This is a genomic window from Fibrobacter sp. UWS1 (assembly GCF_002300445.1).
Lineage (GTDB): Bacteria > Fibrobacterota > Fibrobacteria > Fibrobacterales > Fibrobacteraceae > Hallerella > Hallerella intestinalis.
On the sequence record NZ_NSGW01000001.1, the window covers coordinates 1,601,314 to 1,620,936 of the forward strand.

The 19,623-nt window shown below is 40.1% G+C and carries 19 protein-coding genes; 14 read left to right on the top strand and 5 right to left on the bottom strand.

The window, feature by feature from the left end; all coding sequences use genetic code 11:
• The first annotated feature begins 5 nt into the window (after window positions 1–5).
• Window positions 6–1,097, top strand: a complete 1,092-nt coding sequence (locus BGX14_RS06775; protein ID WP_158223252.1) for a toxin-antitoxin system YwqK family antitoxin — start codon at window positions 6–8, stop codon at window positions 1,095–1,097.
• Between the two features lie 11 nt (window positions 1,098–1,108).
• Here the strand turns inward: BGX14_RS06775 and BGX14_RS06780 are convergent, their stop codons facing one another.
• Complete coding sequence (locus BGX14_RS06780; protein ID WP_095879447.1) at window positions 1,109–1,933, bottom strand: hypothetical protein; 825 nt, start codon at window positions 1,931–1,933, stop codon at window positions 1,109–1,111.
• Between the two features lie 95 nt (window positions 1,934–2,028).
• Between BGX14_RS06780 and BGX14_RS06785 the strand changes: the two genes are divergently transcribed.
• Genes BGX14_RS06785 through BGX14_RS06810 form a run of 6 tightly spaced genes read left to right on the top strand, consistent with a single transcriptional unit; the run spans window position 2,029 to window position 9,064 of the window.
• Window positions 2,029–3,300 carry a CotH kinase family protein gene (locus BGX14_RS06785; RefSeq protein ID WP_095879448.1) on the top strand — a complete coding sequence of 424 codons (1,272 nt, stop codon included), beginning with the start codon at window positions 2,029–2,031 and terminating at the stop codon, window positions 3,298–3,300.
• Window positions 3,301–3,315: 15 nt separating this feature from the next.
• Window positions 3,316–4,761 carry a lipopolysaccharide biosynthesis protein gene (locus BGX14_RS06790; protein WP_073301732.1) on the top strand — a complete coding sequence of 482 codons (1,446 nt, stop codon included), beginning with the start codon at window positions 3,316–3,318 and terminating at the stop codon, window positions 4,759–4,761.
• A complete protein-coding gene (locus BGX14_RS06795) occupies window positions 4,751–5,860 on the top strand; it encodes a DegT/DnrJ/EryC1/StrS aminotransferase family protein (protein ID WP_073301730.1) in 1,110 nt (369 codons plus the stop codon). The genes BGX14_RS06790 and BGX14_RS06795 overlap by 11 nt, the downstream gene beginning before the upstream one ends.
• Window positions 5,861–5,864: 4 nt before the next feature.
• Window positions 5,865–7,313: an RNA-binding domain-containing protein gene (locus BGX14_RS06800; protein WP_073301728.1), complete on the top strand. Its 1,449-nt coding sequence runs from the start codon at window positions 5,865–5,867 to the stop codon at window positions 7,311–7,313.
• Window positions 7,314–7,316: 3 nt separating this feature from the next.
• Window positions 7,317–8,612: an ATP-grasp domain-containing protein gene (locus BGX14_RS06805; RefSeq protein ID WP_073301726.1), complete on the top strand. Its 1,296-nt coding sequence runs from the start codon at window positions 7,317–7,319 to the stop codon at window positions 8,610–8,612.
• The gene (locus BGX14_RS06810; RefSeq protein WP_095879449.1) at window positions 8,609–9,064 is read left to right on the top strand and encodes an adenylyltransferase/cytidyltransferase family protein; all 456 of its coding nucleotides are present in this window, start codon (window positions 8,609–8,611) and stop codon (window positions 9,062–9,064) included. Before BGX14_RS06805 ends, BGX14_RS06810 begins: the two co-directional genes overlap by 4 nt.
• Here BGX14_RS06810 and BGX14_RS06815 read toward each other — a convergent pair.
• Window positions 9,048–10,364 carry an ISL3 family transposase gene (locus BGX14_RS06815; protein ID WP_158223253.1) on the bottom strand — a complete coding sequence of 439 codons (1,317 nt, stop codon included), beginning with the start codon at window positions 10,362–10,364 and terminating at the stop codon, window positions 9,048–9,050. The genes BGX14_RS06810 and BGX14_RS06815 overlap by 17 nt on opposite strands.
• A 168-nt stretch (window positions 10,365–10,532) precedes the next feature.
• On the opposite strand from BGX14_RS06815, the gene BGX14_RS06820 reads away from it, so the two are divergent.
• The 7 genes from BGX14_RS06820 (at window position 10,533) to BGX14_RS06850 (ending at window position 16,632) form a co-directional block, all read left to right on the top strand.
• Complete coding sequence (locus tag BGX14_RS06820; protein ID WP_095879451.1) at window positions 10,533–11,282, top strand: phosphorylcholine transferase LicD; 750 nt, start codon at window positions 10,533–10,535, stop codon at window positions 11,280–11,282.
• Window positions 11,279–11,674, top strand: coding sequence for a glycerol-3-phosphate cytidylyltransferase (gene tagD, locus BGX14_RS06825; protein WP_073301721.1), 396 nt, complete (start codon window positions 11,279–11,281; stop codon window positions 11,672–11,674). Before BGX14_RS06820 ends, tagD begins: the two co-directional genes overlap by 4 nt.
• Complete coding sequence (locus BGX14_RS06830) at window positions 11,671–12,585, top strand: phosphorylcholine transferase LicD (RefSeq protein WP_073301719.1); 915 nt, start codon at window positions 11,671–11,673, stop codon at window positions 12,583–12,585. Before tagD ends, BGX14_RS06830 begins: the two co-directional genes overlap by 4 nt.
• 65 nt (window positions 12,586–12,650) lie before the next feature.
• Complete coding sequence (locus tag BGX14_RS06835) at window positions 12,651–13,601, top strand: glycosyltransferase (protein ID WP_073301717.1); 951 nt, start codon at window positions 12,651–12,653, stop codon at window positions 13,599–13,601.
• A complete protein-coding gene (locus BGX14_RS06840; protein WP_095879452.1) occupies window positions 13,601–14,611 on the top strand; it encodes an acyltransferase in 1,011 nt (336 codons plus the stop codon). The genes BGX14_RS06835 and BGX14_RS06840 overlap by 1 nt, the downstream gene beginning before the upstream one ends.
• Window positions 14,612–14,632: 21 nt before the next feature.
• Window positions 14,633–15,763, top strand: a complete 1,131-nt coding sequence (gene glf / locus BGX14_RS06845; protein WP_073301714.1) for a UDP-galactopyranose mutase — start codon at window positions 14,633–14,635, stop codon at window positions 15,761–15,763.
• Window positions 15,764–15,774: 11 nt separating this feature from the next.
• Entirely contained in the window at window positions 15,775–16,632 is an 858-nt protein-coding gene (locus BGX14_RS06850; protein ID WP_073301712.1) for a DUF4422 domain-containing protein, read from the top strand.
• Here the strand turns inward: BGX14_RS06850 and BGX14_RS06855 are convergent.
• Genes BGX14_RS06855 through BGX14_RS06865 form a run of 3 tightly spaced genes read right to left on the bottom strand, consistent with a single transcriptional unit; the run spans window position 16,622 to window position 19,620 of the window.
• A complete protein-coding gene (locus tag BGX14_RS06855; protein ID WP_073301710.1) occupies window positions 16,622–17,689 on the bottom strand; it encodes an NAD-dependent epimerase/dehydratase family protein in 1,068 nt (355 codons plus the stop codon). The two genes, BGX14_RS06850 and BGX14_RS06855, sit on opposite strands and share 11 nt — an antisense overlap.
• A 9-nt stretch (window positions 17,690–17,698) precedes the next feature.
• Complete coding sequence (locus BGX14_RS06860; protein WP_073301708.1) at window positions 17,699–18,427, bottom strand: 2-C-methyl-D-erythritol 4-phosphate cytidylyltransferase; 729 nt, start codon at window positions 18,425–18,427, stop codon at window positions 17,699–17,701.
• A complete protein-coding gene (locus tag BGX14_RS06865) occupies window positions 18,424–19,620 on the bottom strand; it encodes a CDP-glycerol glycerophosphotransferase family protein (protein WP_073301707.1) in 1,197 nt (398 codons plus the stop codon). Before BGX14_RS06865 ends, BGX14_RS06860 begins: the two co-directional genes overlap by 4 nt.
• Window positions 19,621–19,623 lie beyond the last annotated feature (3 nt).

A 19,623-nucleotide genomic window follows, 5' to 3' on the forward strand; every position in this document is an offset into this window, starting at 1 on the left:
TAGATATGCACGAATTTCAAAAAATGATGTTTTTGGCCTGGCTTTGCGCCGTACTTATCGCCTGCGAAGAAGACGACATCCGCCAAACGGAACACTACAACGGCATCCGCAAAACACAAGTCGCCTATAAAAACGACAAGCCTCATGGAGAGTTCAAACGTTGGACATCCCACGGAGATTTGGCGGAATCGGGAATTTATAAAAACGGTTTTCGCGAAGGCGAATGGACAGAATGGTTTGCCAACGGAAAAATACAAGCGCGCGGACAATACGAACACGGTAAAATGCAAGGACTCTGGCTTGGTTATTATCACGATGGAAAAATCGCATGGGAAAGGACCTACAAAGACGGAGAACCCGTCGGCATTTGGACGGAATACTATCCTTCGGGGAAAATTCAAGAAAGAAATTCCTGTTTTAAAAATGCACAAACAGGTGTTCGCGAAGTATTTGCAGCAAGCGGGAAACGGGAACGGCTAGAACACTGCAAGTACGGCATATTGAACGGTTCCGTTGAAACGTATTATCCCGGAGGAGCACTGGAATCCTCGCATCAATACAGCGAAGGTACTCTTCATGGTAAAGCGATTTTGTTTCGAGCAACGGGAAAAATCTGGCGGACCGCTTTTTACAAATTTGGCCTTCGAGATTCCCTTTGGACATATTATTCTCAAGACGGAAGCGAAGAAAAAACAAGCCTTTTCAAAAATGGGAACGGCATTGCCTACGGAGAACTCGGAGAAAAAGGAATCGATGCAGAAACCACTTTTGTGAACAATCTTGTTCAAGATACGATTCGCTACACTCTTCCCGGCCACTCGCTGCTTTACAAAGAAATTTGGCATCAAGGTGAAAAGCTAAAATTGACATCAAGATACACACAAAATAACCAGATTGCCAGTGAAGGCTTCTTCTCAAATGGGAAACGCAACGGATTTTGGAGAAACTGGTATTTGAACGGAAAGTTAAAGGATAGCCTATTTTACAAAGACGACGAAGTTCAAGGCGAACAGCTGCATTACGATTCAACGGGAAAATTATATATGCGTAAAACGCAATTCGGAAAAAACGGACCCATGCAGGTGAAATTTGAATAATCAGAAATAAATCACCAGCTAGTGCCTAAGAAAAATTCCATCCGATGCCCCGTTTCAAAACCAAAAAACAAACCGCGATTCATCTCGTATGCAAAGCCGTATTCAAACGGAAGAGATTTCAATCCATAAGCAATCTGCACTCGCATTCTGAATCCGGAATACTCATCGTCCATTTTTTGATATGCTGGCAACATATTCAAATTCTTGGATTCTTGAATCCGGTGACGCAGCAAAAACACATAAGAAATACGAAGTCCATTCGGCGTTGAAATTTTATAAAAAGGTTTCCAGACCAAAGAAAATTTCTCGCCGATTTCCATACCGGGCTGAAAATTGTCCCTTTCCAAAAAGGAATAAAATCCGAAAGCAGCGCCAAAATACAAAAACGCCGAAATCGGATAAAACGCCATCGGTTCCAAGCCCCAACGCGGAAAACGCTCCTTTTGACTGCCTTCTCCAGGAACAAAACGAAAATTTGCAGCCACTCCCACATATTCCAAAGGAAACCATTTCATTCCCAAATAGGATTCGTTAAAGCCATTCACCTGCAAATCCAACATTTCATGCAATTGCCTTCTCCACAATATTTCCCACTGGTAACTGAAAAAACGATAAGAAACATCGCTGTAAAAACTCAACTGCCGGCACACGGCCAGCTCTGTAGAAAGCCGAGCATCCAAGCTATAAACATCGTCACGAAGTTCCAGTATTGTACCCGTTGCAACCGATGAATACGGCGCGGAAATCGGACGCAAAAATTCCATTGCCCAAGAATAGGATTGCACAAGCATCGCAAAGCCAAAACCTTTTACGATGATTTTCATCAATTCATTCATTTGGAGATAAGAAAAATAGCTTCAAATTCATCAAAGAAAATTTCCGTTTGCTATAATTAGATGACAAATCCTACGTTTTTAGATTTGAAAAATTCATGCAGGCCCATTCCCATACACCCAATCGCCCTAAACGGGGCACGATATTCGCACAAAAAATCGCATTGCTTTTTGTCTGCGCAACATTCTGCGGTTGCATCGGGGAAAATCCGCAGAGCCACTCGACATATCTGCCCTTGAACGACACGGAATACCCGTATGCAGGCGTACCAAGAATCGTCATTGAAACCGAGGGCTTCCAAGAAATCCGAGACAACGAAACAGAAATTCCCGCGAAATTGCAAATTTGGGGAAAGAATGCGCCTGAAAGCGAAGTGCTGAATCTCACCATCCGTGGAAGAGGCAACTCGTCATTCATGATGACCAAATACAGTTTGAAATTGGAATTTTTCGAGAAGCAAAAACTCTTCGGAATGCCAGCCAACAAAGACTGGAACCTGATTTCCAATTTTCGGGACAAAACCCATTTAAGGAATTACATTACCTTTTTGCTCGCCGAATCTCTTGGCGATTATGCAACCCGTTCATGCTTTACCGAAATTTATCTCAACCGACAATATCTGGGGCTCTACTTATTTACGGAAAGCGTCAAAGTCGGAAAGAACCGGGTAAACATTCCCAAAAATGATTCGAGCTTTTTGATAGAAAAAACCAGAGAGAACAACGCAAAAGAAAATTTATTCACCACAAATCGAAAATATCTATTTGAATTGAAATATCCTAAAAAACCTTCGCAAGAAACAATTCAACTGGTGAAATCGCACTTTAATGACTTTGAATCCTATTTAAAGGAAAACTCTTTCACAAAAGAAAACCCTTTAACGCATTGGATAGATATTGAAAGTTTTTTACGCTATTACTGGATTCAGGAATTTTCCAAAAATCGAGATGGTAATTTTGGACGCAGTATATTTATCACTTGGGAAAAGGGCGGTCTCATCAAAATGGGGCCCGTCTGGGATTTTGATTTGGCTTATGGAATTTGGAACTTCGATACGACTCCGCCGTCGGATTGGTTTATTAGGCATTTCGGCTGGTACGGCCTCTTATTCGACCACGAATCCTTTGAAAATCTGGCGAAAGAATATTGGAAAAATCATCGCGGCGATTTTCTAGCGATAACATCCTCCATAGATTCGTTGGCTTTGCAAGTGCGCAAGGCTGTACTGAACGACGAAAAACGCTGGCCTATTTTAAAGAACGACGACTCCTGGCCATTTGTCGATAAATACGAAAGCCACGAGGAAGCCGTCTATTCTCTGCAAAGTTGGATGACTCAGCGCATCAAATGGATGGATGAAAATTTATAATTCTATCTTTTACCCATGGTTTCAAAGCAAACTATAATTTCTTCTCTCATTTGGAAATTTCTAGAACGAATAGGAACCCAGTTAGCGCAATTTGTCGTTTCCATAGTCCTCGCCCGTCTGCTAGCTCCTAATGATTTCGGTATTATCGCTCTTGTAATGATTGTCATTGCTATCGCCGATGTTTTTGTGCATAGCGGACTTAATACAGCGCTCATCCAAAAAAAAGATGCCGACGAATTAGATTTTTCTTCCGTATTTTACGCAAGCATGGGCGTAGCAACAATCATTTATACAGGAATCTTTTTCACCTCTCCCTTTATCGCCGAGTTCTATGGGAAAACAGAATTGGTTCCCGTTATTCGCGTTCTTTCCTTGACACTATTTCTCGGTGTATTCAATTCTATTCAGGGAGCCTATATTTCCAAACACATGCTTTTTAAAAAGCTGTTTTTAAGAAGTATCGGAGCCATGATTCCTTCTGGAATTTTAGGAATTGCGCTAGCCTTCTGCGGATTTGGAGTCTGGGCGCTCGTCGCCCAACAATTAAGCAACGTCTTTCTCGCCGTTATCATCATGTGGTTCACCATTCCTTGGCGTCCTCAGCTCCAATTTTCTTTTACAAGATTAAAAGGTTTATTTTCTTTCGGCTGGAAACTTCTTCTATCGTCATTGTTAGACACGCTTTACTCTAAGATGCGAGGATTAATCATTGGCAAAATTTTTACGCCCGCCGACCTCGCTTTCTACGATCGCGGAGATCGTTTTCCCTTTTTAGCGGTAAACAACATCAACAATTCAATCCAATCCGTCATGTTGCCATCTATTTCGGCAATCCAAGACGACAAATCACAAGTTAAAAGACTTATGCGAAGAGCCATCGTCACCAGCTCCTTTTTGATTATGCCGATAATGGCAGGACTTGCGGCGACGGCAAAGCCCGTCACACTAATCCTACTTGGCGAAAAATGGCTCCCCTGTGTCCCATTTATGCAGATCTATTGTTTCATTTACTGTTTTTATCCGATTCACACTTCAAATCTTTCCGCCATCAACGCAATGGGGCGAAGCGACATCTTTTTAAAACTGGAAATCATCAAAAAAATTTTAGGCGTTTCTTTGATTTTAGCGTCCCTTTACATTTTTAGATCTCCGATAGGAATCGCCTACGGAACCCTGTGCAATACGCTGTGCTGTGCATTCATCAACGCTCACCCCAACAAAAAGTTACTGAATTATGGCTATTTAGAACAAATCCGGGACATCCTTCCATCCTTTATTCTTGCCATTCTAATGGGCATCATTATCCATTTCATCGAATTTGCAGGATTCAATCTTTATTTAACGCTTGTTTTACAAATCTTAATCGGATTCGCTATTTATATGGGTGCCGCAAAACAATTACATTTAGAATGTTTAGAATATCTGATAGAAACCGTGAAAGGATTTAAATATGGAAGATAAACCGATAACAGTCACCTCCCCATTGCTTCCAAATTTGGACGAATTCATCCCGATGCTCCGTGATATTTGGAATCGGAAATGGCTAACAAACAACGGCCACTACCACAAAAAACTAGAAAATGCTTTAGCGGAATATCTAGGAGTAAACTATCTAAGTCTTTTCACTAACGGAACCCTCCCCTTGATAACCGCATTACAGGCTTTGCGCATTTCAGGAGAAGTGATAACAACGCCATATAGTTTTGTGGCGACGACTCATTCCATCTGGTGGAACGGCATTAAGCCCGTGTTTGTTGATGTTGAGGAAGAAACAGGAAATATCGACCCCGAAAAAATCGAGGCGGCGATCACCCCGCACACAACGGCAATCATGCCTGTACACGTTTACGGCACACCTTGCAATATAAAACGCATTCAAGAAATCGCCGACATTTACGGTTTGAAAGTTATTTACGATGCCGCGCACGCCTTTGGGGTAACCATAAACAAGGATTCCATTTTAAAAGCCGGCGATATGTCCACGTTGAGTTTCCACGCTACAAAAGTTTACAATACAATCGAAGGCGGTGCCCTTATCTGCCACGACGAAGCGACAAAAAAGAGAATCGACTATCTAAAAAATTTTGGATTTGCCAACGAGGTAACAGTCGTTGCTCCAGGAATTAACAGTAAAATGGACGAAATCCGAGCAGCCTATGGTCTTTTAAATTTGAAACAAGTCGATTCAGCCATCGCCCAAAGAGCCTCCATCGTTCAAAAATACAGAAACGGATTCAAAAATGTTTCGGGAATCCGAGTTCTTAAAGATCTGGAAGGGGTTCGGCACAACTATTCCTATTTCCCGATTTTCGTGGATGAAAAAGAATATGGAATGAGCAGAGACTCCCTTTACGAGTTGCTCAAGGCGCATCATATTTTTGGACGACGTTATTTTTATCCACTGATAAGTACATTCAGCGCATACAAGGGATTGGCATCTGCAGACCCCAAAAATCTACCAATAGCAAACAAACTCGCAAATCAGGTCCTTTGTTTACCAATGTTCGCCGGTCTCGATAACAAAAACATCGACCGCATTATAAATATTGTCGCAAAATAACAATATGACCCAAGACGAACTCATCAAAAAAATCAAAGACATCGAATGGGATGACTTTGAAGTAAAAGAAGCAGCAACGGCTCTTCCCAAAAACATTTGGGAAACCGTCAGTGCTTTCGCCAATACTTCCGGCGGATGGATTGTCTTAGGCGTAAAGCAAATGGGGAAAAAATTTAGCATCAGCGGCGTTCAAAATGGCGAAAAAATTGAATCGGATTTTTTGAACATTATTCGTAGCCGACAGAAATTAAATCAACTGATTGCCGTAAAATTAAAAAAATACAGAATTGGCAACAAACTAATCCTTGCATTCTATATTCCCTCGTCTCCATTTAAGCCGATTTATTTTTCTTCGGAGTACAACACGTTCATTCGAACAGGTAGCGGCGACCGGCGAGCTTCCGACTTTGAAATTACGGCCATGTTACGGGATCAAGCGTTTGGAACAAAAAGCGAACAGATTATCGAAGAATCTTCACTAAAAATGCTCAATCTTGATTCTCTGGAATCCTATTTAGAACATGTTAAAGCTTTTAATCCGGAATTTCCATATAGCAGATTGCCTACCGAAAAATTTTGTGAAAAGACGGGAATAAGCAAAAAAGGAAAACTGACTTATGGAGGCCTTCTCATGTTCGGCAAGCGAGACCCCATTCAATACCATGTCAACAATTTTTGGATAGATATGCTGGAAATTCCAGGGAAAAATATGGGGGAAGCTGAACCCCGATATACTTTCCGGATGCCAGAACAAGAAAATATTTGGGAATACTATAATGTCCTTATCCAACGTCTAAGAACACATATAGATGCCCCTTTTTCTACGGGACCAAATGGATTTTCTCCTGACGACAATTCCCAATTATACGCTTTACGAGAAGGCCTCATCAATATGCTCGCCCATGCAGACTATTTCACTCCAATGCATTCAACTATTCGCATATTCACAGATCGCATAGAATTTCAAAATCCGGGGCGATTTCCATTCAATCTGAAAGATCTGCGCTCGCAAAACCATTCCATACCACGCAATCCAATTCTCATCAAATTATTCCGCTACGCCAAACTGTCTGAAAACGCCGGATACGGAATTGACAAGATGCTCTCTTGGGAAAAATTGACCCACAAAAAAGTCAAATTTAAAAGTGATTTTGTCCTTTCAACCATTATATACTATCAAGTGTCTAAAAATTTTGCCGACAAATGGGATGAGCCTCTAAATGAGCCTCTAAATGAGCCTCTAAATGAGCCTCTAACTCATACAGCAAAAGAACTATTGAAAGCTATAAGAAACAATCCCAAAGCAACCAAAGAAGATTTCGCTAAACTGATTCAAAAATCACGTTCTACAATAACTCGGACAATCGCAAAACTCATAGAGCACAAACTTATCATGCGAACCGGATCGGACAAGAACGGTTTTTGGGAAATCATCCAGAACAGGAAATCTTAACCCATGGCACACAAAAAAAACATCCTCGTATTTCCTTGCGGTTCAGAAATCGCTCTTGAAATCTATCGCAGCGTTAAGAATTCAGCGCATTTTAATTTGATCGGAGCCAGTTCAGTCGATGATCACGGGAAATTCGTATTTGAAAACTACATAGGAAATATCCCATTCATCACAGACAAGAATTTTATTAACGCCATCAAAAAGATTGTCAAAGAAAAACACATCGATGCCATTTACCCAGCGATGGACGCCGTTATCGAAATCTTGAAAAAAAATGAAGAAAGCCTCGGATGCAAAGTGATTTCTTCTAATTCGGAAACAACGCAAATTTGTCTTTCCAAAACAAAAACCTATCGAGTTCTAAAATCTTTCGTTCGAGTTCCAGAAATTTATTCCACAGAAAAACTCCGAGAATCGCCCGACGTATTTCCCATTTTTGCAAAACCTGATATCGGTTACGGCAGTCGCGGAGCAAAAAAAATCTGTTCCGTTCTCGAAATGGAAACACACCTTGCCCAATATCCTTCTTGTATTTTGCTGGAATTTTTGCCCGGCGATGAATTTACCGTAGATTGCTTTTCCGACAAATCCGGAAATCTTCTTTTTGCTGCTCCAAGAAAACGTGGCCGTATCATGAACGGCATCAGCGTAAACACAAAAGCGGAAAAAGATGATTCGGAATTTCAAGCGTTTGCAAAAAAAATTAATGCGCAAATAAAATTCCGCGGAGCCTGGTTTTTCCAAGTCAAACGGGACTCAAACGGGAAGCTCGCCTTACTAGAAGTTGCCAGCCGTTTCGGCGGATCTTCTTCACTGTTCCGTGCGCAAGGAGTCAATTTTGCCATGATGTCATTATTTGACGCCTTTGACATCCCGGTATCTGTTCTTCGCAACAATTACGCTGTTGAACTCGATAGAGCTTTGGACAATAGTTATCAAATAGATTTAAAATACAGCGAAGTCTTTGTAGATTTCGACGACTGCATTTACCTAGAAACAGCTTATGTAAACGATACGTTGATGGCTTTCCTTTTTCGCTGCATCAACGCAGGTATTCGGATAACTCTGCTTTCTAAGCACGACGACGAAAAATTAGGTCCTCTAGACGATTTGTTGGATAACCTTCGGATTCGTCCAATCTTTGACCGAATCCTGCACATAAGACCCGATCAAAAAAAAGTAGATTTTATAGACAATATGGAAGCCATTTTTATTGACGATTCTTTTGCCGAGCGCAAAGCTATTGCAGAAAAATTCCACATCCCGGTATTTAGTATGGATATGGTGGAGATACTATGATGATGTATAAAACAGGAATTACCGTTGGCGTTTTTGATTTATTTCATGTGGGTCATTTAAATTTATTAGAAAGCTGCAAAGCCATGTGCGATTATTTAATTGTTGCCGTTTGTTGCGACGATTATGTGACAAAAATAAAGCACAAGCAGCCCGTTTATAATGAACAGGATCGGATTCGTCTTCTTTCGGCGTTAAAAGTTGTCGACAAAGTCGTCCCCGTAACCATTGAAGAAATAGAAAACAAATTACTTCTATTAAAAAAGCATCCTTTCGACTGTTTGTTTTCAGGGGATGATTGGAAGAGAAGTCCTCGTTATCAAAAAACAGAAGAACAATTTGCCAAGTTGGGAGTGAGCATTGAGTATCTCCCTTACACAAAAGGCATTTCGACGACACAAATAAAAAATGAGGCATCATCAATATGTGTGGTAGCATTTAGGCAGCCTTGCTAGATGATTCTCTCGATACCGATTCCCATTCGTAGGCTATCTTTACATCGACATAGGAACAGCTCAACATTATCAGCGACAGCATGTTGTTCATGTTCCTGAAGCCATAGGCAGTCCGTATCAGTAGCTTTATCTTGTTGTTCGTCGCCTCGATCCTTGCGTTTGACACGCCCAGCCTGATTGTGTTGAGGATTCCGTCGTAGTTGCGCTTGATCTTTGCGTACAGATCCTTTACTGAGCCGATGCGTGAGTGGCTTGCACGCCACAGCCACCTGTCCAGATTTTCCCTGGCATCGGCATAGCCCATCTTCAGGATGATGCGCAGCTCCTCCTTGAGCTGGTATGCCCTGTAGAGCCGCGGATAGCGGCTGGCTATGAGTTCTATTTTTCTCTGCTGGCTTTCGTTTAGGTTCTCCGGAGCCTTGCCCAGAGCATACCTGGAGTTCTTTATCCCCTCCGCGGTGCGGTCCTTCGGGACGCTATCCTTCGTGGGCCTGCCTCGTCCCCGTTTTGGATTGCAGCGTTCCTTGCGGGCCTCCCTCCAGGCTTCCACACGGACCTTGTCCAGGGCATCCGTCGCCCACTGCACGACATGGAAGCTGTCCACGCACCGTTCGGCATTGGGCAGGAACTCCTCGATGCTTGACCTTATCCACTTGGCGCCATCACAAGTCACAAGCTCCACGCCCTTGCGCTGCTCTTCGCTGAGTTCCCTCATGAAGATGTCCAGCACCTCCTTCCCGTAGCCCTCGTGCACCCAGATCACGCAGCGCCTATCGTGATCCACTACCACCGTTATGTACTTGTGCCCTTTCTTGTAGCTGGTCTCGTCGATGCCTATGCGCCTGAAGATGCAGCCTGCCTTGATAGGCCTTGTGTCCAGGCGTTCCCATACGCGGTCGGCGATTTCTCCCACGGTATTCCAGGCGATGCGTAGCTGCTTTGCGACAGCCTTTTTCGACATGCTGCATACGGCCCATGCGACTTGCTGCTCGAAGGCGTCGGTGAAGCCTGACCTGTGGCTTGCCCACGGCACCTTCACGGTTTTTACGCCGCACTTCCTGCACTTCACCCTGTAGGTGTCCATCTTGATGAAGCCCATTTTCGTGCCGAGATCGAGCGTCCGCCATACCCTCTGTTCCCGGCCGTTGTCGTAGAGTTTCCCTTTTCGCCCGCAACAGCCGCACCTGCTGGCGTTGCCCTTGGTGAGTCTTACCGTGATGGTGACCGTGGTATCGGTTTGCTCCTGCTTGACGACTGAACAGCCGTTGACATTGAAGATGGATTTGTATAATTTTGACATGGGCTTTTTCTTCTGTTTTTTTTGGCGATTAAATTTTAGAAAATAGCCCATTTTTTGTTTAATTTAGGCGAAAGTCAACAAAAAAGGGTGGCGAAGCCACCCACACATGTTGATGAAGAGCCTAAAAAATAAATTATTAGGACAGAAAAAAAACGGAAGAGGTTTAATATGATTTCTTTTGACATTAAACGCGTTCAAGAAAGACTTCTTAAAATGGCAAAAGAAATCGCCAGTATTCTTGAAGACCACGATATTCCTTATCAAATAGCATTCGGTACGCTTCTCGGAGCTGTACGTCACAAAGGATTCATTCCATGGGACGACGATTTTGATTTTTTCCTTTTCGACGACTCCTATGAAAAAGCTATGGAGGTTCTTCAAAAAAACATCTCGCAAAATATGTTCCTAGAAAATGAAAAGACAGAAGCGCATTTTTTTCATGGATGGGCCCGCATAAAAGACACCCAAAGCGATTGCCAATACGACCTCTATCCTCAAGACAAATCGTATTTACATCACGGGCTCTGCGTAGATTTATTCAGAATCAAAAAAATGCATGGAAAGGATTTTGCCGACTTTCGTTTCAACGAAGCAATGAATTACATTAAACGTCGAAAAAAGTTAGGTCTTATTTCAGACGAAGAATTTATAACACGGCAAAAAAAGTTTGAAGAGTGCTTCGAAAAAGACAAGACCAATTCTACCAAAGAAATTCTCGCCTATCCTTTCGACATTGGCAAACAATATCCCGAAGATGTTTTTCCGCTCAAAAAATACAAGTTTGAAGACACCACATTTTTCGGACCCCAAAATGCAGACAACATTCTGGCAATGCGATACGGCGACTACAGAAAACTGCCACCAGAAAGCGAACGGCACCCGCATTACAGCCAGGTAATATTTAAGGAGAAAGAATGAAACGGATTATCACTTATGGAACATTCGATTTACTTCATTACGGGCACATCAATCTTCTCCGTAGAGCGAAAGCCCTTGGCGATTATCTAATCGTAGCTCTATCTACAGATGAATTCAATTGGAACCAAAAGCAGAAAAAATGTTATTTCTGTTATGAAAAACGCAAACAGCTTCTAGAAGCGATTCGCTATGTGGATTTAGTCATCCCCGAAGAGAACTGGGAGCAAAAAAAAACAGACGTCAAAGAATACCACATTGACACCTTTGTAATGGGTGATGATTGGAATGGCAAATTTGATTTTTTAAAAGATCAATGCGAGGTCGTCTATCTGGGACGCACTCCAGAGATCAGTACAACACAAATCAAAAAAGATCTGGAGAAAAATACATGACAGAAGCAGAACGCCTTATCCAAGATGGATTATTTTCAGACGATTATTTTAAAGAAGAAACTCGAAATGATTTTAAAATTTCGTCAAAAACAAAAAAAATCTGGGCAATCGAATTAGAAATGCTCCTTACCCTGGACAAAGTCTGCCGCAAACATCATCTGAAATATTTCTTGCTCTTCGGAACGCTTCTAGGGGCCGTGCGTCACCATGGATTTATCCCTTGGGATGACGATGTCGATGTCGGAATGTTCCGAGACGACTACGAAAAACTTCTCCTTTTAAAAGACGAATTTCCTGCTCCGATTTTTTTGCAGAACCACAAAACGGATCCGGAATGTTTTATGTCCTATTCGCGCTTGAGAAACTCCAATACGACCGCGATTTCTAAAAAGCTAAGATTTCAAAAAATGAATCACGGTATTTTCCTCGATATTTTCCCATTGGACAATTTACTTCAAAATGAATCTTCCGAACGCTACGAAAAAATAAACGCTCTCAATATTGACAACGGAACATTCATGAAAATGTCCAACCCCAATCTTTCCGGAAGAGATCTGCTTTTGTCAAAAGACTACAAAAGACAAAATAAAGATCCCGAAAAAACGCTAGAGGAAATTCACCTCTTGGCGACTTTGCAAAACGCCAAACCTATGGAATACATTTCCAATCTTGTTTGTACTCTTTCGCCACTACGAACCAAAAGATGGAACGCTGAATGGTTTTCAAAAACGATACCATTTGAAATCGACGGTTTTAAGTTTTCGGCACCTGTAGGCTATAAAGAAATTCTGACAATGAACTACGGCGACTATATGAAATTTCCGCCTTTAGAAGAGCGGCAAGCACATCCTCATTATCTTTTTGACCCAGACAAATCTTACTTGGATTTCCAACCTCAAGACATAGAGTAAGTACAAAAAAACTATTATTTAGGACTATACCGAATCCATTTTTAGAAAGAGAACGTTAACGCCTTATGCTCGACAGAACAGAAGAAGATATTATCAAAAATTGGCCAAACCATTTTGATTGCCCATTGGTCTCTGTCCGTTGCACGGCATTCAATCATGAAAAATACATCGCCGAATGCCTTGAAGGATTCCTGATCCAAGAAACGAATTTTCCATTTGAAGTTATTGTACACGAAGACGCTTCGACGGACAAGACAGCATCAATTATTCGGGAATACGAGAAGCGGTATCCAAAAATCATCAAGCCTATCTATGAAACGGAAAATCAGTACTCCAAACAGGACGGCTCCTTTACGCGGATCATCAACGCTCACCTGACGGGAAAATATATCGCTATGTGTGAAGGAGATGATTATTGGACAGACCCGAATAAATTGCAGCGTCAAGTAGATTTTTTAGAAAGCAATTCAGATTACTCTATGATTTTCCATGATGCCGCCATAAAAAACGAATTAGAAACTCGTTTAATAAATTCGGTTTATCCTGTTATGAAAAATCAGGACTATTCTGCAACCGAATTGTTTAAAAAATGGACAGTTCCTACAGCCTCTATGCTATACCGACGAGAGGCTTTAACGTATGCCATCAAAAATTCCAAAAACATTTTAAATGGAGATATTTTTTTAGTTGAAAAGTGCGCTCATTTAGGGAAAGTCCGCTGCATCAATGAACAAATGAGCGTATATCGTATTCAACCCAAAGGCGTCACATGGGACGACTCGCAGAAAATACAGCGTTTGCGCAAATATCCCGCCCATTTCAAAGCAATAAAAGAAAATTTTCCATTAATAGAAAAAAACATAGTCAATGCGGCAATCAGCCGCTCGCTAATATGCGCACTAAAATATGAGAATTTTCCTCAAAAAATATCTTACGCAATTCAATCCTTGTACTATTCTCCTAAAGAATTTTGCCTCTCTTTTCTAAAAAAATTACGAAAAATCGTTCATTCATAATGCCACGCATCCACTACTTTAATTTATTAAACATATTCGCCTGCATCAGTGTAATCGCATTACATTGCAACGCCTATTCACATTCATTTGCCCACAACAGTGCTTGGCATCAAGCAATTATTTTTGAAGTTGTCTTTTTTGCCGCAGTCCCCATATTCTTTATGCTTTCTGGAGCAACGCTCTTTTCTTTTAAAGAACGATATACCACAAAAGATTTCTATAAAAAAAGGATTCGGCGAACTTTTTTCCCCTATCTTATTTTCAGTATCATTCTTTACATTCTATTTCTTTATAAAAATTTCCACGACACGGGGTCGTTTTATTTAGACCTACATCATTTCTTTTCTACGATATCAACAGGGCAAATTCCGTTTTCAAACTACTGGTTTTTCATCCCGTTATTTCTTTTCTATTTATTTCTTCCCTTTCTAGAAAAAATCGTCAATCATTCATCATTAAACGCTCTTACTTGGCTGTGCATTTTCGTTTTCTTCTTTCAATCATGCGTCCCCCTAATCAATTTATTCGGCGACTTTAATATTACAAAAGCAACGCCTATTAGCGGATATTGTATTTATGCCATTCTAGGATTTGTTCTAAATAAAACCAATCTTGAAAAAAGATGGACAAACCTACTTTGGCTTGGAATTATTACTTTATGTGTTTTTATAATCCGCTATTTAGGTATTTTATCCCTTGATCATCGAGATACATTGTGGTTCAGCTACTTCGGATTTTATGCCGTGATCCCCGCGATATTTTTCTTTTTAACATTTAAAAGATTAAATCCTCATTTAGACAAACATCCTCAATTAGCAGAAAAGATCAAACAATTATCTTCGCTTAGTTTTGGCATTTATTTAATCCATGGAGTTGTTTTAACTTTACTTCCTTTTGAAAAATCTTCTATTTCTTATCGCATCTTAGGAATACCTCTTGTTTACGGTTCTTGTGCTTTCTTTATTTATTTCGGCAAAAAAATTCCCTTGCTAAAACGAATCATCCCTTAAAGGAGAATCAGCTCTGTCTTTATGAAAAAATGGAATTATCTTATTGTAGGTTCAGGACTTTTTGGTGCAACTTTCGCTTACCGAGCTACGAAATTAGGTAAAAAATGCCTAGTAATTGATAAACGTCCGCATTTAGGCGGAAATATCTACTGCGAAAATATGGAAGGAATCAATGTGCACAAATATGGTGCCCATATTTTTCACACATCCAACAAGCAAGTTTGGGATTTTGTCAATTCCTTTGTCAAATTTAACCGCTACACAAATTCACCGATTGCAAATTATAAGAATAAACTTTATAATTTGCCATTTAATATGAATACATTTTATCAAATGTGGGGAGTACAAACCCCTGCAGAAGCTTTTGCCAAAATAGAAGCGCAAAAAGCGGAAGCTCTTAAATTTATCGGTAATCGTAGTCCAAAAAATTTAGAAGAACAAGCACTCTTACTCGTTGGTAAAGATATTTTTGAAAAGCTCATTAAAGAATATACAGAAAAACAATGGGGAAGAAATTGCAAAAATTTACCGGCGTTCATTATCAAGCGATTACCGCTTCGTTTTACATTTGATAATAATTATTTCAACGATAACTACCAAGGGATTCCTATCGGAGGATACAACAAATTAATAACAGGTTTGTTATCTGGCATAGAATGTCAAACAAGCGTGAATTTTTTTGACAGCTATAAAGACAATTGGAAAAATTTGGCAGAAAAACTCGTTTATACAGGTCCGCTAGATGAATATTTTGCATACAAATTAGGAAGACTTAATTGGCGTTCAATTAAATTAAAATGTCGTATAGAAAATGTTCCGAATTTCCAAGGAAATGCCGTAGTAAATTATACATCTCATGACAAACCGTTTACTCGAATTATTGAGCACAAGCATTTTGAAATGTTTGGGCAAACCATTTATGACATCCCCAAAACTATAATTTCTGAAGAATATTCCTTAGAGTACAAAAACGATGGAGAAATGGAGCCATATTATCCTGTTAATGATGAATACAACAATAAACTGGCGGAAGAATATCGAACATTAGCGAAAAAAGAAGAAAATGTCATTTTTGGAGGTAGGCTTGCAGAATACAAGTATTATGATATGGCTCCAATTATTGATCAAGTAATGAATTTGCAAAATATTTAAATTTATTCAATATGACGAGTACAAATATAAAAATCCTAGTCTGTTGCCATAAAGCAGACATTAAAGCCTCTCAAGAACCATATTTGCCCATACATGTAGGTAAAGCTCTTTCGAATCAAGAACTATGCATTCAAGCAGACAACGAAGGAGACAACATCAGCCACAAAAACCCAAGTTATTGCGAATTGACCGGAATGTATTGGGCCTGGAAAAATCTCAAAAACGTTGATATTATTGGTCTCTGTCACTATCGTCGATATTTTGATTTTCACAATCAATGTAGGAAGAGTTTTCCTCAAACCATTGTTTCTTCGGAAAATTTTGACAAAATCAATCTTTCAATCCCTCAAGACATCATAGAAAAAGTACAAAAAGGTTTTGTCGTTACGGCAAAGCCATACCCTCATTGGAGATTTCTTGTTGATGAATACTGCTTTAATCACGTTAGCGATGATTTGCGAGTTTTAGAATCCATTTTAAAAACTTCTCAACCCCAAGAAATAAAAGACGCTTATTTTAAAATCATGTATCAAAGCCATTCTTTGCGGCATTACAATATGTTTTTAATGAATTGGAAAGAATTTAACGACTATAGCACTTGGCTTTTTGACATCCTTCAAAAAGTAGAAGCCCAAACAGACATAGAACATTATAATCCGGTTCAAAAACGAATTTACGGTTATCTCGCAGAACGACTTTTAAATGTATGGATTGAGGCGTATCATAAACCGATTATAGAAAAGCCTATCATTTGGTTTTCTAATTCAGCAGACATTTTTAGCCACTATAGTTACCTAAAATTTAAATTCCGTTGTTGGATCAACGACTTCGCTTTTTGGCTAATTAAACCAAGAAAAGCTATTTTTTGATTTTCATACTTTCAATCATTCTGCCAAACATATCATACAAACCAAAATTTGCACTCCAGCCCAAGGCTTTAAGCTTTGTCGTATTCAAGCATATTTTCATACACGGATTATAGCCAAGTTTTGTAGCGTCATCAGCAATATCAAAAACTACATGACTTTTGCCATCAGAAAAATTTTTACAGACAAATTCCGCCATGTCAGCAATACTAATAGCGGTATCTTCGTTTGCAACATTGTAGGCTTCACCTATTTCTCCCTTTGCAAGAATCAGCAACAAGGCAATTACGGCATCGGCCACATAGCAATAGTTACGCAAGGTTTCTCCCTTCGTCTTTAGAACAATGTCTTTGCTTTCAATGGCACTTCGTGCAAACTGCGCAAAAACACGTCCATCATCGTACGCAACGCCGGTACCAAAAGTTTGAGTTAAGCGAGCGATCTTTACAGGAACATTATATTCCGAAGCGTAGGAACAGCAAAGGCATTCTACCATACGTTTGCCTTCAGAATAGCTGCTTCGAACCTGAAGGAAATCTATATAGCCGCTATAAGTTTCAGAAATATCTACGATGCCTTTTTCAGGAGTGCCATACACTTCCAAAGAGGACAGATAAAGAAATCCATCCAAATTCATTGTGGAAGATTTTTCTAAAATTCGATTCGTCCCCATAATTGCAGTACGGATTGTTTCCACAGGTTTGGTAACAAAGTCCTTGGAGCTGGTAACGCTGGCAGCATGGATGATATAATTCAAATTTTCTGGAAATTCGTAATTACTATTAACATCTCCACAAATCAATTGAAAATTTTCTCTTGATTCAAAGCCGTTAAAAATAGTACGAGCTTTCTGCAAGTTACGGACCATTGCATAAATTTTTATGTTCGTTCCATAAAGACGGTTTCGCCACGCCAAGGATTTTACAATCTGGGAGCCTATAAGGCCTGTAGCGCCCGTTACCAGAATGGACTTATTCCGAAATAAATCCCAAGGAACCATTTTGGAACTGGCTATAAATTCCAAATCTTCCTGAAGTAATGTATCAAAGGATTCCGGCATACCAAAAGCCTAAATTCCAAATACTTGAGAATTGAGTTTCACTTCGTAAATCGCCTTGAACAGGAAAAAGTCCATGGGCGTAGTAATCTTGATATTTTCCGCAGGGCCATCCACCATGTGAAGAGAATAGCCGTAATGTTTCATAAGACATGCGGAATCAATCATATTCACAACACCTTCTGCACGAGCCCTTTCATGGGCGTTCCAAATATTCTTCATCCAAAAACTTTGGGGAGCCCTAGCCAAATGACAGCAATTTCTGTTATAGATGCTCTGAACCTCAAAATTCTCATTCGACGTTATTACGGTTTCAATAGCGGGAGCAACCGTAATAGCAGAGCCAAATTGTTCAACACAATCAATATTATCCGTAATGACTTTTTCCGAAATAAGAGGACGGACGCCATCGTGAATCAAAATTGAATATTCGTCTGGAAACTGAACTTCATCGTGAATAGCCTTCAGGCCGTTGTATATGGATTCCTGACCTGTAGATCCACCGGGTACAACCCAGCGAACCTTTGAAATAGAAAATCTTGCCAGAAGGCTTTTCAAATAGGAAATCCAGGATTCCAAGCAAACGACACAGATGGATTCAATTCCGGGATGTTTTTCAAAATGTCCCAATGTATGGATAATAACGGCGCGTCCATCCAATTCCAAAAACTGTTTTGGACGAGCGGAGTTATTCATTCTAGTGCCGGTTCCGCCGGCAAAAATAAGAGCGACATTTTTCATCCGATAACCACCTTGCATTTTTCGCAGATTTTTTGATAAGTATTTTCGCTATAGCAAGTTCCTGCAATAGAAGGATCTTCAAAAATTTCATTCAACAAATTTGCCTGAGAAATATTCCCTGTCAATAATAACGCTACAAGTTCCTCCACATTCTGAGCCTTTTCCTGCACAACTTTCGAATAGGCATCATTTAACGATGAATAGGAAAGATACTTTTCTTCATCAGGGACAAAAAATACAATAGGGCGTTTTAACAAAGCATAATCAACGCAACAGCTCGAATAATCCGTAACCAAGCAATCAGCAGCCATCAACAAATGCTGAACCGACAATACATCCTTATCTCCAAGAATTTTTAAATTTAGAATGGCTGTATCCATTTTAAACTTCGTCAAAGGATGAAGCTTCACAAGAAACAAAACCCCATTTTGCTTCAAGTAATTCAGAAAAGTTTCGTTAACGGTTAAATCCTCTAAGATTTTCCTCACCACATCCTGACCGTTTTGGGGATTCACCCGATAGGTCGGCATATAAAGAACTATCTTCTTGAAGGATTTATCCAACACCCCTTTAAAAACCTCTTTTGGGTTCATACCAATACGAAATAAATCATTTCGAGGTTGCCCAGTAATCATAATGGAACTTCGCTTTACATTAAACTGTTCCATCGTCCTTTGAGCCGTATATTCGGATGTTGCCAAAGAGAAATCTCGATAGACCCAACTATAGAACCAATCCACAAGCTTCTTAATAACGAGGGAACGTCCTAAATAATTTTCATTATAAATTTTTTTGAAACCGCCTACACCATGCCAAAGAGCAATGATTTTCGCTCCACCAATCAGTGGAATAGGGCTAAAGTCATCAATGCCGTTGGTCATGATGGCAACACCACCCCGTAACATCCAGAAAACACCCTTTAAAGAAGTTGAAGTATAACATTCATATCCAAGAGATTTTACATGGCCACACACCTCTGGATTTCGGGTAATCCAGACGCAACGAATTTCCGGATGATTTTTACAGACATGTTCAAAAAGGAACTTGGAATTATCATCATACTTTTTTCCAATCCAGCAAGCAAAGAGCCACACCCGTTTAGTGCGGAATGGATGCAGCCTTAAAAGATGAAATACGACACAAACAAAGGGCAACGAAAATTTTCGCCACTCCAGCATTTTAGAAAACTTCATAAT

Bases quoted from the DNA above. Each gene is read 5' to 3' on its own strand.
- BGX14_RS06775 (WP_158223252.1), top strand. From the start codon at position 6: ATGCACGAATTTCAAAAAATGATGTTTTTGGCCTGGCTTTGCGCCGTA.
- BGX14_RS06780 (WP_095879447.1), bottom strand. From the start codon at position 1,933: ATGAATGAATTGATGAAAATCATCGTAAAAGGTTTTGGCTTTGCGATG.
- BGX14_RS06785 (WP_095879448.1), top strand. From the start codon at position 2,029: ATGCAGGCCCATTCCCATACACCCAATCGCCCTAAACGGGGCACGATA.
- BGX14_RS06790 (WP_073301732.1), top strand. From the start codon at position 3,316: ATGGTTTCAAAGCAAACTATAATTTCTTCTCTCATTTGGAAATTTCTA.
- BGX14_RS06795 (WP_073301730.1), top strand. From the start codon at position 4,751: ATGGAAGATAAACCGATAACAGTCACCTCCCCATTGCTTCCAAATTTG.
- BGX14_RS06800 (WP_073301728.1), top strand. From the start codon at position 5,865: ATGACCCAAGACGAACTCATCAAAAAAATCAAAGACATCGAATGGGAT.
- BGX14_RS06805 (WP_073301726.1), top strand. From the start codon at position 7,317: ATGGCACACAAAAAAAACATCCTCGTATTTCCTTGCGGTTCAGAAATC.
- BGX14_RS06810 (WP_095879449.1), top strand. From the start codon at position 8,609: ATGATGATGTATAAAACAGGAATTACCGTTGGCGTTTTTGATTTATTT.
- BGX14_RS06815 (WP_158223253.1), bottom strand. From the start codon at position 10,364: ATGTCAAAATTATACAAATCCATCTTCAATGTCAACGGCTGTTCAGTC.
- BGX14_RS06820 (WP_095879451.1), top strand. From the start codon at position 10,533: ATGATTTCTTTTGACATTAAACGCGTTCAAGAAAGACTTCTTAAAATG.
- tagD (WP_073301721.1), top strand. From the start codon at position 11,279: ATGAAACGGATTATCACTTATGGAACATTCGATTTACTTCATTACGGG.
- BGX14_RS06830 (WP_073301719.1), top strand. From the start codon at position 11,671: ATGACAGAAGCAGAACGCCTTATCCAAGATGGATTATTTTCAGACGAT.
- BGX14_RS06835 (WP_073301717.1), top strand. From the start codon at position 12,651: ATGCTCGACAGAACAGAAGAAGATATTATCAAAAATTGGCCAAACCAT.
- BGX14_RS06840 (WP_095879452.1), top strand. From the start codon at position 13,601: ATGCCACGCATCCACTACTTTAATTTATTAAACATATTCGCCTGCATC.
- glf (WP_073301714.1), top strand. From the start codon at position 14,633: ATGAAAAAATGGAATTATCTTATTGTAGGTTCAGGACTTTTTGGTGCA.
- BGX14_RS06850 (WP_073301712.1), top strand. From the start codon at position 15,775: ATGACGAGTACAAATATAAAAATCCTAGTCTGTTGCCATAAAGCAGAC.
- BGX14_RS06855 (WP_073301710.1), bottom strand. From the start codon at position 17,689: ATGCCGGAATCCTTTGATACATTACTTCAGGAAGATTTGGAATTTATA.
- BGX14_RS06860 (WP_073301708.1), bottom strand. From the start codon at position 18,427: ATGAAAAATGTCGCTCTTATTTTTGCCGGCGGAACCGGCACTAGAATG.
- BGX14_RS06865 (WP_073301707.1), bottom strand. From the start codon at position 19,620: ATGAAGTTTTCTAAAATGCTGGAGTGGCGAAAATTTTCGTTGCCCTTT.